At 69.7% G+C, this 14,056-nt stretch carries 16 protein-coding genes; 10 read left to right on the top strand and 6 right to left on the bottom strand.

What is annotated here, in order from left to right; genetic code table 11:
• Positions 1–157 precede the first annotated feature (157 nt).
• Positions 158–721, top strand: a complete 564-nt coding sequence (locus tag PV646_RS27895) for a LysM peptidoglycan-binding domain-containing protein (RefSeq protein WP_500345236.1) — start codon at positions 158–160, stop codon at positions 719–721.
• A gap of 110 nt (positions 722–831) precedes the next feature.
• Here PV646_RS27895 and PV646_RS27890 read toward each other — a convergent pair whose 3' ends face one another.
• A complete protein-coding gene (locus PV646_RS27890) occupies positions 832–1,131 on the bottom strand; it encodes a hypothetical protein (RefSeq protein ID WP_500345235.1) in 300 nt (99 codons plus the stop codon).
• A gap of 381 nt (positions 1,132–1,512) precedes the next feature.
• The gene (locus PV646_RS27885) at positions 1,513–2,157 is read right to left on the bottom strand and encodes a hypothetical protein (RefSeq protein WP_500345234.1); all 645 of its coding nucleotides are present in this window, start codon (positions 2,155–2,157) and stop codon (positions 1,513–1,515) included.
• Positions 2,158–2,333: 176 nt separating this feature from the next.
• Here PV646_RS27885 and PV646_RS27880 point away from each other — a divergent pair, with 176 nt between their 5' ends.
• Genes PV646_RS27880 through PV646_RS27865 form a run of 4 tightly spaced genes read left to right on the top strand, consistent with a single transcriptional unit; the run spans position 2,334 to position 6,294 of the window.
• On the top strand, positions 2,334–3,035 hold the full coding sequence (locus tag PV646_RS27880) for a VIT1/CCC1 transporter family protein (protein WP_500345233.1): 702 nt from the start codon (positions 2,334–2,336) through the stop codon (positions 3,033–3,035).
• Between the two features lie 25 nt (positions 3,036–3,060).
• A complete protein-coding gene (locus PV646_RS27875; protein ID WP_500345232.1) occupies positions 3,061–3,279 on the top strand; it encodes a hypothetical protein in 219 nt (72 codons plus the stop codon).
• 7 nt (positions 3,280–3,286) lie between these two features.
• Positions 3,287–3,964: an HAD family hydrolase gene (locus PV646_RS27870; RefSeq protein ID WP_500345231.1), complete on the top strand. Its 678-nt coding sequence runs from the start codon at positions 3,287–3,289 to the stop codon at positions 3,962–3,964.
• Positions 3,961–6,294, top strand: coding sequence for a glycoside hydrolase family 65 protein (locus tag PV646_RS27865; protein WP_500345230.1), 2,334 nt, complete (start codon positions 3,961–3,963; stop codon positions 6,292–6,294). The genes PV646_RS27870 and PV646_RS27865 overlap by 4 nt, the downstream gene beginning before the upstream one ends.
• Here the strand turns inward: PV646_RS27865 and PV646_RS27860 are convergent.
• The 3 genes from PV646_RS27860 to PV646_RS27850 all read right to left on the bottom strand — a co-directional run bounded on the left by PV646_RS27860 (position 6,291) and on the right by PV646_RS27850 (position 8,363).
• Positions 6,291–6,626 (bottom strand): SgcJ/EcaC family oxidoreductase, encoded by a 336-nt coding sequence (locus tag PV646_RS27860; protein ID WP_500345229.1) that lies wholly within the window; start codon positions 6,624–6,626, stop codon positions 6,291–6,293. The genes PV646_RS27865 and PV646_RS27860 overlap by 4 nt on opposite strands.
• Position 6,627: 1 nt before the next feature.
• The gene (locus PV646_RS27855; RefSeq protein WP_500345228.1) at positions 6,628–7,329 is read right to left on the bottom strand and encodes an SDR family NAD(P)-dependent oxidoreductase; all 702 of its coding nucleotides are present in this window, start codon (positions 7,327–7,329) and stop codon (positions 6,628–6,630) included.
• Between the two features lie 107 nt (positions 7,330–7,436).
• Positions 7,437–8,363: a LysR family transcriptional regulator gene (locus PV646_RS27850; RefSeq protein WP_500345227.1), complete on the bottom strand. Its 927-nt coding sequence runs from the start codon at positions 8,361–8,363 to the stop codon at positions 7,437–7,439.
• 75 nt (positions 8,364–8,438) lie between these two features.
• Between PV646_RS27850 and PV646_RS27845 the strand changes: the two genes are divergently transcribed.
• Both PV646_RS27845 and PV646_RS27840 read left to right on the top strand, forming a co-directional pair.
• The gene (locus PV646_RS27845; protein WP_500345226.1) at positions 8,439–8,729 is read left to right on the top strand and encodes a muconolactone Delta-isomerase family protein; all 291 of its coding nucleotides are present in this window, start codon (positions 8,439–8,441) and stop codon (positions 8,727–8,729) included.
• Positions 8,726–9,838, top strand: a complete 1,113-nt coding sequence (locus PV646_RS27840) for a YbfB/YjiJ family MFS transporter (protein ID WP_500345225.1) — start codon at positions 8,726–8,728, stop codon at positions 9,836–9,838. Before PV646_RS27845 ends, PV646_RS27840 begins: the two co-directional genes overlap by 4 nt.
• Here PV646_RS27840 and PV646_RS27835 read toward each other — a convergent pair.
• Positions 9,756–10,727 carry an alcohol dehydrogenase catalytic domain-containing protein gene (locus tag PV646_RS27835; RefSeq protein ID WP_500345224.1) on the bottom strand — a complete coding sequence of 324 codons (972 nt, stop codon included), beginning with the start codon at positions 10,725–10,727 and terminating at the stop codon, positions 9,756–9,758. The two genes, PV646_RS27840 and PV646_RS27835, sit on opposite strands and share 83 nt — an antisense overlap.
• A gap of 84 nt (positions 10,728–10,811) precedes the next feature.
• Between PV646_RS27835 and PV646_RS27830 the strand changes: the two genes are divergently transcribed.
• The 3 genes from PV646_RS27830 (at position 10,812) to PV646_RS27820 (ending at position 14,032) form a co-directional block, all read left to right on the top strand.
• Entirely contained in the window at positions 10,812–11,978 is a 1,167-nt protein-coding gene (locus PV646_RS27830; RefSeq protein WP_500345223.1) for a beta-1,3-glucanase family protein, read from the top strand.
• Between the two features lie 81 nt (positions 11,979–12,059).
• On the top strand, positions 12,060–12,731 hold the full coding sequence (locus PV646_RS27825; RefSeq protein WP_500345222.1) for a response regulator transcription factor: 672 nt from the start codon (positions 12,060–12,062) through the stop codon (positions 12,729–12,731).
• Positions 12,728–14,032 (top strand): HAMP domain-containing sensor histidine kinase, encoded by a 1,305-nt coding sequence (locus tag PV646_RS27820; protein WP_500345221.1) that lies wholly within the window; start codon positions 12,728–12,730, stop codon positions 14,030–14,032. The genes PV646_RS27825 and PV646_RS27820 overlap by 4 nt, the downstream gene beginning before the upstream one ends.
• Positions 14,033–14,056: the final 24 nt, after the last annotated feature.

Raw genomic sequence — 14,056 nt, 5'->3', positions numbered from 1 at the left:
CTCGTGCCGAACGCCTCCTGCCTCCGGGCAGGGGGCGTTTTTCACTCCCTCGGGTGCACATGCCGCGGTGACCCGGCGGGACGGTGGCGCCTTGGCTAGTTTGCGCTTCGGGCGCCGCCGGTTCGGGCGGTCGTCATCGTCCGAAGTGGAGCTTTTTGTGGACACCTTGCAAGCAGGGCAGGAACTCACCCGCGGCCAGCAGCTGACGAGCGCCAACGGGTACATGCTGACCCTGCAGTCCGACGGCAACCTCGTCCTGTCGGAGAACACCGGCACGGTGTGGGCCAGCGGCACCGACGGCAAGGGCGCCGTGCGCGCCGCGCTGCAGGACGACGGCAACTTCGTGCTCTACACGAGCGACGACAACGCCGTGTGGTCCACCGGCACCCAGGGCAACGAGGGCTCGCGCCTGGTCCTGCAGGACGACAGGAACCTGGTCGTCTTCGGCAGCGACGGCGGCGCCCGCTGGGCGTCCAACACCAACACCGACTCGCCGCAGGCCACCCCCGAGGCGGCCGCTCCGGCGCCCGTCGTCGAGGAGGCCCCGGCCGCACCCGCCGCTCCGGCCGTGCGGACCTACACCGTCGAGGGCGGCGACTCGCTCTGGGCGATCGCCGACCGCTTCTACGGTGACGGCAACCGCTACATGGAGATCGCGAACGCCAACGGCATCGCGAACCCGGACCTGATCAACCCCGGTCAGGTGCTGACCATCCCCTGATCCGGGGCGCTCACCGAAGCGGGCCGGACTCCTCGTCGCTGAGGAGCCCGGCCCGTTTCGCATGCCGGGCGAGATCGTCGTTGATCCCACCCGGCCAAGAATCGACCGCCTCAGCCGGGCAGGTCCTGGCGCGCGATCGCGAAGGCCGGGTTGCCCTCCTCGTCCTGGCGCACGTCGAGGACCTTGTCCTCCAGGTACTGCGCGGCCGCCGGCTCCATGATGACCTTGGCGCCCGCGGGGGCAGCCACCACCTCGTCGCCGTCAACGGCCTCGCTGAGCGACAGTTCCAGCGCCTGGCTCTCCTGCTCGGTGGCCAGGGCGAAACGCAGGCCGACGTCATCTGTGCTGCCGTCTGACTGCGACGTCAGCTCGTTGATGACCTCGGCGGCCATCGGCGTCACTTCGAGCATGTCGGCCCCTAACATCGGAAACAAGAAACTCGTTCCGTGTTCCCGGGGTGGGCGGATTTCAACCACCATTCGCCGAAGTCGCAGGTAGAAGGCCTGCTGCGGGACAGATGCGGCAGTGGAGACGGGACGACCCCGAGTTCACGCACGCGGGCACGGCCGCACGGGTTCACGCGCGGGCACGACAGCCCGAAATCGCGCACGCAGGCGCGGACGGTGTCGAGCCCGGACCAGGGACGGGCTGGACTCGCAGGCCCAGGAACCCCGCCGCGTTCCGACGCGGCAGTGGTCCGCAAGGGGCTGCGGCAAGCTCGGCCGCTCCCCCTCCCTAGGCGACGCGGCAGCGGTCCGCAGGGCGCTGCGGCAAGCTCGGCCGCTCCCCTCCTAGGCGACGCGGTGCGCGGGCCGCGACACCTCGTTCCGCACGTGCCCGCAGGCCGAGCACACCCGAGGCACCGGGATGAGCTCCGCGACCAACTTCCACGAGTCGGCGAACGACGGCACCTCCTGCCCCGGCACGAGCAGGCTGTCGAGCACCTCCTGGCGGCGGCGCCCCTTCTCGCGGCTGCGTTCGACCGGGTCGCGCCGGTGGGCGAGCGCGCGGGTCTCCGCCCGCGCCTGCCGCCCCTCGGACGACAGGCCGGTGCCGCGCCGAGGAGCGTTCAGAGCGGCGTTGCGGCGGTTCACGCGGTACCACTCGCCGAGGGTGACGCCGGTGAGCGGGGGCTTGGCGAGGGCGGCGCCGTCGGCCGTCCAGGTGCGCAGGCGGGCGCGCAGGAACTCGTGCGCCACCTGCGCGCGGGAACGGGGGCGGCCCTGGCGGGTGCCGTCCGGCTTCTTGTCGATGGCCACGAGCAGGGCGTCGACGCTCCAGCCCGCCTTGAACCACGGCTCGAGCAGCCGCCGCACCCAGCGGCGGTCGGCGTCGGCCCAGGACGCGCGCACGCACAGGGACTCGACGGCGACGTCCACGTCCGAGTTGGTGGACGGCACCACGCGGCCTGGCCAGCGGTTGGGTTCGATCTGCATCGGAAACTGACCTCCTCTAGCACGCACACGAACACCTGTTCGACATGCTGCCACGGGGGTCTGACAAAAAATGAACCTCCAGCCGCTGACCAGGCAGAACTCACCCGTTCAGCAGAGCGCCGGTCGTCACCCACAAGACTCGTGCGGAGCCTCCACACGACCGCTAACCTGCGGAAATGACGCACCACGAGCCTCACGACGAGGTCACCGGAGATCGGATGAACTGGCTTCGCGCGGGCGTCCTGGGCGCGAACGACGGCATCGTGTCGACCGCCAGCCTCGTCGTCGGCGTCGCCGGCGCCACCACGGACCGGGCCCAGATCCTCGTCGCGGGCCTCGCGGGTCTCTTCGCGGGGGCGATGTCCATGGCGAGCGGTGAGTACGTGTCCGTCAGCAGCCAGCGCGACGCCGAGCGCGCCCTCCTCGCCAAGGAACGCCAGGAGCTCCGCGACATGCCCGAGGAGGAACTGGAGGAGCTCAAGGAGATCTACGAGGGCAAGGGGCTTGACGAGGAGACGGCCGAGGAGGTCGCGAAGCAGCTCACCGCGCACGACGCCCTGGGGGCGCACGCCGAGGCCGAGCTGCACATCGACCCGGACGAGCTGACGAACCCGTGGGGCGCCGCCATCGCGAGCTTCGTCTCGTTCACGATCGGCGCGCTCCTCCCCCTGGCCGCGATCGCGTTCACCCCGACCAGCCTCCGCGTGCCGGTCACGGTCCTCGCCGCCGTGCTCACCCTCGCCCTGACCGGGTTCATCAGCGCGAAGCTCAGCGGCGCCGGCAAACGGCGGGCGGTCGTGCGCAACGTCGCGGGCGGGCTGGTCGCCATGGGCGTCACGTACGCGATCGGCTCGCTGGTCGGTCAAAGCATCGGATAGGGCCGGACTGGGTACTGCCTCCACCATGAGCGAAGAACGCGGCGCCTACGTCCCGCAGGACAGCGACAGCTTCGAGGCCCTCGACGAGGACAACCTGCAGCACGACCCGTTGGAGACCGAGCCGGAGGAGGGCTGGGCCGAGTCGGACAAGTACGGGATGACCGAATACGAGCAGGCGCACCCGCGACCGCTCGATGAACGCCTCAAAGAAGAGCGCAGCGATGTCGGCGAGACGGGTGCATGATCGTCATATGAGCCTCGGCATCCCGGAGAAGATCACCGCGTTGCTCTTCGACCTCGACGGCGTGCTCACCAGCACCGCCGTGCTGCACCGACAGGCGTGGCGGCAGACGTTCGAAGCCATGGGCCAGCCGTTCAGCGAACAGGACTACCTGGCGTACGTGGACGGCAAACCGCGCTACGACGGCGTCCGCAGCTTCCTCACCTCGCGCGGCCTCACGCCGCCGGAGGACGAGGTCCGGCGCATCGGCGACCAGAAGAACGACCTGGTCAACGCCATCATCGACGAACAGGGCATCACGCCGTACCCGGCGTCGGTCCAGTACCTCCAGGCCGCGAAGAAGGCCGGACTGCCGATCGGCGTCGTCACGTCGTCGGCCAACGCCATGCGCGTGCTGCGGGCGGGAAACCTGCTCGATTACGTCGACGCACTGGTGGACGGCAACGTCATCATCGCGTCGAAACTCAACGGCAAACCGGCCCCGGACTCGTTCATCGAGGGCGCCAGAAGACTCAAGACGGCACCCGAGCACGCCGCTGTGTTCGAGGACGCGCTCGCGGGCGTGAAGGCGGGTCACGACGGCGGCTTCGGGTTCGTCGTCGGCGTCGACCGCGGCCACCAGGCGGACGCGCTCAAGGCCGGCGGCGCCGACGTGGTCGTCGACGAGCTCGACGAGCTGCTGTCATGAGCTACGCCGTCGAACCGTGGCAGCTGCGCTGGCAGGGCCTGTCGGTGGACCACCTGCACCAGACGGAGTCGACGTTCGCGCTGGCCAACGGCCACATCGGCCTGCGCGGCACGCTCGACGAGGGTGAGCCGCGCGGGCTGCCCGGCACGTACCTCAACGGTTTCTACGAGGAGCACGAGCTGCCGTACGGGGAGGGCGGCTACGGCTACCCCGAGGCGGGGCAGACCGTCGTCAACGTCACCGACGGCAAGATCATCCGGCTGCTGGTCGAGGACGAGCCGCTGGACATGCGGTACGGCGAGGCGATCGAGCACGAACGCACGCTCGACTTCCGCACCGGAACATTGCGCCGCCGCACGGTCTGGGAGTCGCCGACGGGCCGGCGTGTGACCGTGCGCAGCGAACGGCTCGTGTCGTTCTCACAGCGGGCGGTCGCCGCGATCCGCTACGAGGTCGAGCCGGAGGACGACCTGCAGCTGGTCGTGCAGTCGGACCTGCTGGCCAACGAGCCGACCAAGAGCCGCAGCAACGACCCCCGCGTCGCCGCCGCGCTGGACTCGCCGCTGGTCAACGAGTTCACGATGGCCGAGAAGACACGGGCCGTGCTGTGCCACCGCACCAAGGTCTCGGGGCTGCGCATGGCCGCCGCGATGGACCACGAGGTCTCGGTCACCCCCTCGGACAACGAGCTGCACGACGACCCGCGCACGGAGATCCGCGCCGAGGACGACCTGGCCCGCTTCACCTCGGCCGTGGACGTGCCCGCGGGCGGGTGCCTGAAGCTCACCAAGTACCTCGCCTACGGCTGGTCGGGGCAGCGTTCGACCCCGGCGTTGCGGGCTCAGGTGGAGGCCGCGCTGGCGGGCGCCTGCCAGACCGGCTGGGACGGACTGCTGGCGGAGCAGAAGGCGTTCCTGGAGGACTTCTGGGAGGTCGCCGACATCGAGATCGAGGGCGACGACGAGCTGCAGCAGGCGATCCGGTTCGCGTTGTTCCACATCCTGCAGGCCGGGGCCAGGGGCGAGACGCGGGCCATCCCCGGCAAGGGCCTCACCGGGCCGGGCTACGACGGCCACGCGTTCTGGGACACCGAGATGTTCGTGCTGCCGGTGCTCACCTACACGCTGCCCGACGCCGCCCGTGACGCGCTGCGGTGGCGTCATTCCACTTTGGACAAGGCCCGCGAGCGTGCGAAGGTGCTGGGACTCGAGGGCGCCGCGTTCCCGTGGCGTTCGATCAACGGCGCCGAGTGCAGCGCGTACTGGCCGGCGGGCACCGCCGCGTTCCACGTGTCCGGCGACGTCGCGTACGCCGTGCAGCAGTACCTCAACGCCACGAACGACGAGGACTTCGACCGCGACGAGGCGACCGAGATCCTCGTGGAGACCGCACGGTTGTGGGTGTCGCTGGGCCACCACGATCCGCACGACGGGTTCCGCATCGACGGCGTGACGGGCCCGGACGAGTACTCGGCGATCGTCGACAACAACGTCTACACCAACCTGATCGCCCAGCAGAACCTGTGGGCCGCCGCCGACGCCGCCGAGCGGAACCCTTGTGACGTCACGGAAGAAGAGATCGCGACGTGGCGCAGGGCCGCGGACGCGATGTCGATCCCGTACGACGAGATGCTGCAGGTGCACCCGCAGGCGGACAACTTCACCAAGCACGCGGAGTGGGACTTCGAGAACACCCCGGAGGAGAAGTACCCGCTGCTGCTGCACTTCCCGTACTTCGACCTCTACCGCAAGCAGGTCATCAAGCAGGCGGACCTGGTGCTCGCGATGCACGTGCGCGGCGACGCGTTCACCGACGAGGAGAAGGCCCGCAACTTCGCCTACTACGAGGCCCGCACGGTGCGCGACTCGTCGTTGTCGGCGGGCACGCAGGCGGTGCTGGCGGCCGAGGTCGGGCACCTCGGGCTGGCCTACGACTACCTCGTCGAGGCGGCGTTCACCGATCTCCACGACCTGCACGAGAACGTCACCAACGGCCTGCACATGGCGTCCCTGGCGGGCGCGTGGACGGCGCTGGTGGCGGGGTTCGGCGGGATGCGCGACCACGGCGGTGAGCTCACGTTCGCACCGCGGCTGCCAGAGCAGCTGACCCGGTTCTCGTTCCGCATGTCGTTCCAGGGCACGAGGATCGGCGTGGAGGTGCGGGAGGACGAGGCCGTCTACCGGATCGTGGACGGGACGGAGTTGTCCACGCGGCACCACGGGGAGCCGATCACGATCACCGCGGACGCTCCGGTGACCATGGCGATCCCGAAGGCTCCCGGCGTCGAGCGACCGAAGTCGCCCCACGGCCGGGAGCCCAGGAGGCGCTAACCGAGACGGGAGACCTGGTAGTGCGCGATCAGGTCTCCCTTCACGAGCACGCTGAGGTAGAGGTTGATGGTCGGCCGGTCGACGAACGAGAAATCGACGTTCAAATAGCCGAGAACCAGATCGTCGGCCAGCCGGCGCGTTTCCAGCACCTCGTAGTCGGCTTTCATGCCGATGGGCTGGGATTCGTAGTAGGCGGCGACGGCCGCCCTTCCCACCCCGTACGGCTTGAGCCCCTGGAAGAGGGCGTCCTCGGTGAAGACAGCCGCCACCTGCTCCGGTTCGTGCGCGTCGACCGCGGCCTTCCAGCGGTCCACGACGTCCTCGACGACCATGTCAGTGCCCCGCGCTCTGGCCGCCGTCGACGTGCAGGATCTCGCCCGTGACGAAGCCGGCCTGTTCCAGGAAGGTGATCGCGTCGACCACCTCGGAGATCTCACCGATGCGGCCGACGGGGTGCAACCCGGCGAGCGCCTCGTGGGTCTCCGGGGCGTGCATCGGCGTCTTGATGATGCCGAGCGCGACCGTGTTGAAGCGGATGTTCCGGGCCGCGTACTCGACCGCGAGCGACTTCGTGACGGCGTTCAGACCGCCCTTGGTCAGCGACGCGAGGGCGGACGGCACCGCCGACAGCGCGTGGTCGACGAGGGTGGTGGACACGTTGACGACGTGGCCACCGTTCGCCTCCATCGCTTGGACGGCGCCGCGCGTGATGTCGAAGAAGCCGACGAGGTTCGTGCCCGTGACGGTGGCGAAGTCCTCGTCGGTGTACTCGGTGAACGGCTTGGCGACGAAGATCCCGGCGTTGTTGACGAGCGCGTCGACCCGGCCGAACCGCGCCAGCGTCTCCTCGACGACCCGCGCGCCCTCACCGGTCTTCGAGAGGTCGGCGCGAATCGCGAGCACCTCGGGGTCGTCCGAGGCCTCGATGGAACGCGAGACCGCGACAACCGAATAGCCGAGCTTGCGATAGGCGGGAACGAGTGCCGCGCCGATTCCCTGTGACGCACCCGTGACGATTGCCACCTTGCTGGTCATTGTCCTGCTCGCTTTCGAAGGAGGAGTAGCTGTTCTGACAGCCACAACGGCGCACTCCCGCTTCGCATTTCGCAGAATTGCGACCCCTTTCCTCCCTCGTGAGAGGCTCAGCCTCCCAGTGCGCGGTAGGGGTCGTCCGAGGGCAGCCACGCGCGGTCCAGTCCGAGGTCGCCGACGCCGCGCACGATGGCCTCGGTGGCCGCGATGACGTCCTCGCGTTCCTCGTCCTCCCGCCGCACGAGCGACCACGTCCACAGCACCTCGGGGTCGACGACGGGCCGCGCCACGAGATCCGGCGGCAACGGCGTGGTCTGGCCCTTCGGCGAGTTCAGGACCGGCGTCGTGCACACCCGCACGTGGTCGAAGAACGCCGGCCCGGTGATCGCGCCGTTGTGGATGCGCCGGACGCGGCAGCCGGTGTCCTCGGCGAACTCCTCGGCGTAGTCGTTCCACGATTGCCACGACGTCACGTCGTCGTCCACCAGCACCGCGATGTCCTCGGCCCGCACCGGACTGGTGTCCGTGCCCACCGCCACCGCGTAGAGCCGGTCGGCGCCGAGCAGCTGTGCCTTCAGCCCGAGTTGCGCGGCCTCGGTCCTGCGGATCCAGCACACGGCGAGGTCGAGGCTGCCGTCCGCGACACGCGCCGCCTGCTGGTGCGACGGCACGACCCACGCGTCCACGTAGAGCTGCGCGACCCCGGCCGTGCGCGCGGTGAGGTCCGGCGGCAGCCAGTTGACGTACCCGATGCGCACCGGCCGTGACCCGGACAGCTGCCGTGCGTGCCGTTGCAGCTCATCGGCCCGTTCGAGCAGCGCCCGCACCTCGGGGACCAGCGCGGCACCGGCGGACGTCAGCGCCACCGTCCGCCGGTCGCGGGCGAACAACGGCACACCGAGGTCCCGTTCGAGCGCTTTGATCTGCTGCGACAACGACGGCCCCGCGATCAGCAGCCGTGCCGCCGCCCGCCCGAAGTGCAGCTCCTCGGCGACCGCGAGGAAGTACCGGAGTTGACGCAGTTCCACGCCCCGCATCCTAGGAGGCCCAGGCTCTCACGCAGGAGAAAGCCGGTCGTGGCGTCCGTCGCGCCCCGGTCGCACGATGAGGTCATGAGAGAGTTCATCGTCGAGATCACCACAACGATCCCCGACGGCACACCCCAGTCCGAAGTGGACGCACGCCGCGCCGCGGAAGCCGTGCGAGCCAAGGAACTCACCACATCCGGCAACCTCGTCCGCCTATGGCGCCCCATCGGCGAGATGCGCAGCATCGGCCTGTGGCGCGCGGACGACGAAGCCGACCTCCACACCCGTGTGCTCAGCACGCTCCCGCTCAGCCCGTGGATGAAGTTCGACGTCACCGCCGTGCAGCCCCACCCGAACGACCCCGGCCGGCTGTGACCGTCCGGGCCGCGGCGGCGCTGGCGGCTGCCATGGGCATCGGACGGTTCGTCTACACCCCGATCCTGCCGCTGATGACGGCCCAGGCGGGTCTGTCGGCGACCTCGGCCGCTGGTTTGGCCACTGCCAACTACCTGGGCTACTTCGTCGGTGCACTCATCACGGTCGTGCGGGCACCATCACGGCTGGTGAACCGTGTCGCGCTCGTGCTGCTCGTGGCGACCCTCGCCGGGATGCCGCTGACGCACGGGATGGTGGCGTGGTTCGTGCTGCGGCTGGTGGCCGGGGTGGCGAGCGCGCTGGTGTTCGTGGCGGCGGTGAACGCGCGGCCGGGGTGGGGCATGAGCGGTGTGGGGGTGGGGATCGCGCTGTCCGGGCTGCTGGTGCTGGAGTGGGGGCAGTGGCAGGCGGCCTGGTGGGCCGCGGCGGGTGCGGCGGCGGTGCTGGCGGCGGGGGCGTGGGGACTGGAACCGAAGCCGCCGAAAGTGTCAGACCTGCCTGAGAGGATTGGAGTGGGGGCCCGACGCCCCCTGGGGGCCGGTGAGTCAGGATCGATCCAGAGCACGCACAGGTCCCGGCCCGCGTTCGCCGTCCTCTTCACCGCCTACACCCTCGAAGGCGTCGGCTACATCATCGCCGCCACGTTCCTCGTGGCCGCCATCAGCGGCCCCCTGGGCAGCAGCGCGTGGATCCTCGTGGGCGTCTCCGCAGCCCTCTCCCCCATCGTGATCAGACCGCACCGCCGCGCCCTCCCTGCAGCACTGGCGGTCCAAGCCGTCGGCATCGCCCTACCAGCCCTCGTCGACGGCTCCGCGCTCATCGCGACGGTCCTGTTCGGCGGCACGTTCATCGGCATCGCGGCGACCGCACTCAACCAGGGCGCGGGCTTCCCCAACGGGCCAGCCATCCTCACGGCTGGCTACTCGGCAGGCCAGATCATCGGCCCGCTCGTGGCCACCCCGTTGCTGCACAACGGCTACGACCACGCCCTGCTGCTGGCCGCAGGGATCGTCACCGTCGCCGCGGTCACAGCTCTAGCACCACCTTCACGTCGTCGGCCCGGTGCTCGAACGCGGAAGCGAAGTCCTCGAGCGGCACCCGCCGAGTGATCATCGCGGACAGCCACGCGTCGTCCGCCCGGTCGAGCACGGCGGCGGCCTCCCGGTAGTGCCGCAAGCCGGAGTTGACCGTCCCGAACACGATCCCGTTGCGCAGCACCAGATCACGGTTGATCTGACCGATGTCGGCCGGCAGCACCTCGGTGGACGGCACGCCGGTCAGGCACACCAGGTCCCGCCCGAGCAGCCGCGCCACCAGTGACGGCGCGCCGGTCGCCTCGATCACGACCGGGCAGTCGGGCAGCGTCCGGTGGTAGGTGGCGCCCAGGGACTCGACCAGGTCGGGCTTCGGGCCGGACGACGCCAGGTCGAACACGTGCACGTCGAGGCCGCGCTGCACCCCGATCAACGCCGCCAGCAGCCCGATCGGCCCGGCCCCGGTCACCAGCACGCTCTCGAACGGGTACAGCGCCATCCGGTCGAGGCGTTCCCAGGCCTTCACGACCACCGAGGCGGGCTCGACCAACACACCCGCCGAGGAACCGACCTCCACGGCATAGGTGGCGGGCACGGTCCACAAGGTCGAGCCGTAACCGTCGAGGCCGGTGATGCCGCGCTCGGTGTACTGGCCGTTCCGGCAGTTGTCGAACTCGCCACGAGCGCACGCGACACACGGCACCGGGTCGGGTCTGCGGACCACGCCCGCGACCAGCGCACCGGGAGCGAATCCCGGACCGCTCACCACGCGTCCGAGTGACTCGTGACCGATCACCAGGGTCCCGCCGACTCCGAACTCGCCGCGGACGATCTCGCGGTCCGTCCCGCAGATCCCGATCGCCATCCCCTCGACCAGCAGATCGCCCGGCCCGGGTACCGGATCGGGCAGTTCCACCACCGCGAGCGACCCGGCTCGTGCGAGATCAACAGTCAGTGCGCGCATGAGAACCATTCTTGACACATCAACACGATCACGCCGACCATGGGAGCGCTCTCACGACACCCTGTCTCAGTGAGGAGATAGTCGATGCGCAAGCTCCTGCTGCTCGCGACATCGGCCCTACTAGGGCTGACAACGATGTCCGCACCTGCTCAAGCGGCTCCCCCGAGCCAACTCCCGCTCACCGTCACGAACAACTCGGGCCGCGGCGACGCGGTCCACCTGTACATCACCGGCATCATGAACGGCCGGCTCGGCTACCTGAACGGCAGCGGCCAGTTCACGCCGTGGTCGGGCGGGGCGATCCCGCCGGTGCCCGCGCCGGACTTCTCGATCCCCGGCCCCGGCAACGGCGCCAGCAGGACCGTGAACATCCCGCTCAACTTCGCGGGCGGCCGGATCTACATGTCGTTCCGGGACAAGCTGAAGTTCGGCCTGGTCCCGAACGGCCTGGTGCAGCCGGCCCCGTGGGCGGGCGGCGACCCGAACCGCGACATCCTGTTCGACTGGAGCGAGTTCAGCTACGACGGCGGCGGTCTGTGGCTCAACAGCTCCCAGGTCGACATGTTCGCGGTCCCGCACGCGGTCGAGGCGACGTCCCAGGGCGGCGCGACGAAGAAGGCGGGCCAGCTGGTCGCGAACGGGCGCAACCGCGTCTTCGACCAGCACCAGCAGCTCGGCGGTGACTGGGCGAGGCTCGCGTACAGCCGGTCCGACGGCACCCGGTTGCGCGTGCTGAACCCGAGCAAGGGGCTCGACGCGGGCCTGTTCTCCGGTTCGTACTTCCAGAGCTACGTCAACAGCGTCTGGTCGACGTACCAGAGCACGCCGCTGACCGTGGTCCCGTTCCAGAACGAACCGAACCGCAGGTTCACCGGCCGTGTCAGCGGTGGCGTCATGCGGTTCACGAACACCTCGGGCCAGCAGGTCGCGGAGTTCCAGCAGCCGTCCACCCGGGACGTGCTGAACTGCGACGGCAGGCTCGCGGCACCGAACAACGAGCTCGGCGCGATCTCGCGGTCGCTCTGCGCGGCGCTCAACCGGTCGACGCTCGGCTTCCTCCACACCCAGCCGACGTACAACGCGAGCCAGTTCTACACCCGCGCGACCACGAACCACTTCTCGAAGATCGTGCACGCGAACATGGTCGACGGACGGGCCTACGGGTTCGCCTTCGACGACGTCGGTGGCTTCGAGTCACTTGTCCACGAACCGAACCCGCGTTCGGCAAAGATCACGCTGACCGGATTTTAGACCGAAACAATCTTGCTTTTGATCGACTTTCACTCCACTGTGTGAGAGCCGTCGCCGCGGCTCTCACACAGTGGAGTCGTTGTGTGCGTACGGGTCCTGCTGGTCGAAGACGACGAGCGAATCCGGCAGGCGTTGAGCCTCGCCTTGTCCGACGAGGGTTTCTCGGTGGACGAGGCGGGTTCGGGCGAAGAGGCGTTACACCGTTTGGAGACAGAATCGCCCGAAGTGGTACTGGTCGACCTCACGCTGCCCGGCGTGGACGGTCTGGAGGTCGTGCGGACCCTCCGATCCCGCGGTGACCTGCCGATAATCGTGGTGTCGGCGCGCGCCGACGCCCGCGACATGATCGCCGGGCTGGAGGCGGGAGCGGACGACTACGTCACGAAACCGTTGATGGCGAACGTTCTCGCGGCACGCGTCCGCGCGTTGTTGCGCAGGCGTGGGCCGGGCCGTGAAGCCGTTCGGATCGGGGAACTGGAAATCCGTCCGCAGGAAGGGCTCGTGCACCGGGCGGGGGAACGCGTTCATCTCACCAGGACCGAATTCCGGCTGTTGCTGGAACTCGCTGGTGCGGGCGGCCGAATCGTCACCAGGGAACAGTTGCTGCAAAAGGTTTGGGGATATGACTACTTTGGTGACACCCGGCTGCTCGACGTGCACATAAGGAGACTCCGCCGGAAGATCGAGGCGAATCCGGACGATCCGGAAGTGGTGCTCACCGTGCGCGGCACCGGCTATCGGATCCGCTCGTGAGGCTCACGCTGCGGCGTCGGGTCACCCTCTCGTTCGGCTTCGGCCTGCTGGTCGTCACGAGCGTGCTGGCGTTCGCCACCTGGAACCTCGCCTCCGGCTCCATGCTGCGGCAACGGGAGGCGAGCGCGACCCGGCAGGCCGACGTCAACGTGCGGCTCGTCGAGAAGTCGCTGGACCTCGACTCCCTGCTCACCGGACCGGACGGGGCGATCCTCGTGCTGAGCCCGGCGGGGCCGCGGACGGCGGGCCGGAAGGTCGATCCGGCGCAGTTGCCCGCCGGGCTGGTCGAGCACTCTCCCGCCACCGCGCGGGTCACCGTGGACGGGCTGCCGATGCTCGTCGTCTCCCGTCCGCTGGCGGACGGGGCCGTCTACGTCGAGCTGTCCGGGTTGCAGCAGCTCGACCGGACGTTCGCGCTCCTGGGAGCGGTTCTGGTCGCGGGCACGATCGGTTCGGCGCTGCTCGGAGCGGTGCTCGGGTCGTGGGCCTCGAAGCGGGCGTTGAGACCGTTGAAGGAGCTGAACTCCGCGGCGGGCAGGATCGCGGGCGGTGATCTGCACGCCCGGCTGCCCGTCCAGGACGACCCCGATCTCGCCGCGCTGGCGGCGAAGTTCAACTCGACGGCGCAGGCGCTGGAGCGCAGGGCGTTGCGGGACGCCCGGTTCGCCTCGGACGTGTCGCACGAGCTGAGGTCACCGCTGACGACGATGGTGAACGCGGGCGCGGTGCTGCGCCGTCGCCGTGACGACGTGCCGGGCACGGCGGGCACGGCCCTGGAACTGCTCACATCGGAGATCGACAGGTTCGCGCGGATGGTCGTCGACCTGCTGGAGATCTCCCGGGCGGACCAGACCGACGATCCGGTGCCGGAGGAGATCGCGCTGGACGCGTTGGTGCGCAACGTGGTCGCGACCCGCGCACCGGTGCCGCTGGACCTGCGGCCCGCCGTCGTGCTGGGTGACCGGCGCCGGCTGGACCGCGTGCTGACGAACCTGCTGGACAACGCCGAGCGGCACGCGGGCGGCGCGGTGCTGGTGTCCGTGCGGGCCCTCGGCTCTCGGGTGCGGCTGGAGGTGGAGGACGCCGGGCCCGGTGTGCCGGGACGGATGCGGGAGGAGATCTTCGAACGGTTCGCGCGCGGCGGCGGGACGGCGCGGGGTGACGACACGGGCAGCGGCCTGGGGCTCGCGCTGGTCCGCGAGCACGTGCACCGGCTGGGTGGCAGGGTGTGGGTGGAGGACAGGTTCCCGCACGGTTCCCGTTTCGTCGTGGAGATGGTCTTACGGAGTTCTGACGGCTAGCCGTCCGGCCGCGCCACCCGTCGT

Source organism: Streptomyces sp. ID05-26A, assembly GCF_033794685.1.
Classification (GTDB): Bacteria; Actinomycetota; Actinomycetes; order Mycobacteriales; family Pseudonocardiaceae; genus Lentzea.
Note: the sequence above shows the minus strand (reverse complement) of the source record. Positions and strands in the feature narration are given on the sequence as shown.

Bases quoted from the DNA above. Each gene is read 5' to 3' on its own strand.
- PV646_RS27875 (WP_500345232.1), top strand. From the start codon at position 3,061: ATGAGCGAAGAACGCGGCGCCTACGTCCCGCAGGACAGCGACAGCTTC.
- PV646_RS27830 (WP_500345223.1), top strand. From the start codon at position 10,812: ATGCGCAAGCTCCTGCTGCTCGCGACATCGGCCCTACTAGGGCTGACA.
- PV646_RS27885 (WP_500345234.1), bottom strand. From the start codon at position 2,157: ATGCAGATCGAACCCAACCGCTGGCCAGGCCGCGTGGTGCCGTCCACC.
- PV646_RS27855 (WP_500345228.1), bottom strand. From the start codon at position 7,329: ATGACCAGCAAGGTGGCAATCGTCACGGGTGCGTCACAGGGAATCGGC.
- PV646_RS27835 (WP_500345224.1), bottom strand. From the start codon at position 10,727: ATGCGCGCACTGACTGTTGATCTCGCACGAGCCGGGTCGCTCGCGGTG.
- PV646_RS27890 (WP_500345235.1), bottom strand. From the start codon at position 1,131: ATGCTCGAAGTGACGCCGATGGCCGCCGAGGTCATCAACGAGCTGACG.
- PV646_RS27870 (WP_500345231.1), top strand. From the start codon at position 3,287: ATGAGCCTCGGCATCCCGGAGAAGATCACCGCGTTGCTCTTCGACCTC.
- PV646_RS27860 (WP_500345229.1), bottom strand. From the start codon at position 6,626: ATGGTCGTCGAGGACGTCGTGGACCGCTGGAAGGCCGCGGTCGACGCG.
- PV646_RS27865 (WP_500345230.1), top strand. From the start codon at position 3,961: ATGAGCTACGCCGTCGAACCGTGGCAGCTGCGCTGGCAGGGCCTGTCG.
- PV646_RS27850 (WP_500345227.1), bottom strand. From the start codon at position 8,363: ATGCGGGGCGTGGAACTGCGTCAACTCCGGTACTTCCTCGCGGTCGCC.
- PV646_RS27880 (WP_500345233.1), top strand. From the start codon at position 2,334: ATGACGCACCACGAGCCTCACGACGAGGTCACCGGAGATCGGATGAAC.
- PV646_RS27845 (WP_500345226.1), top strand. From the start codon at position 8,439: ATGAGAGAGTTCATCGTCGAGATCACCACAACGATCCCCGACGGCACA.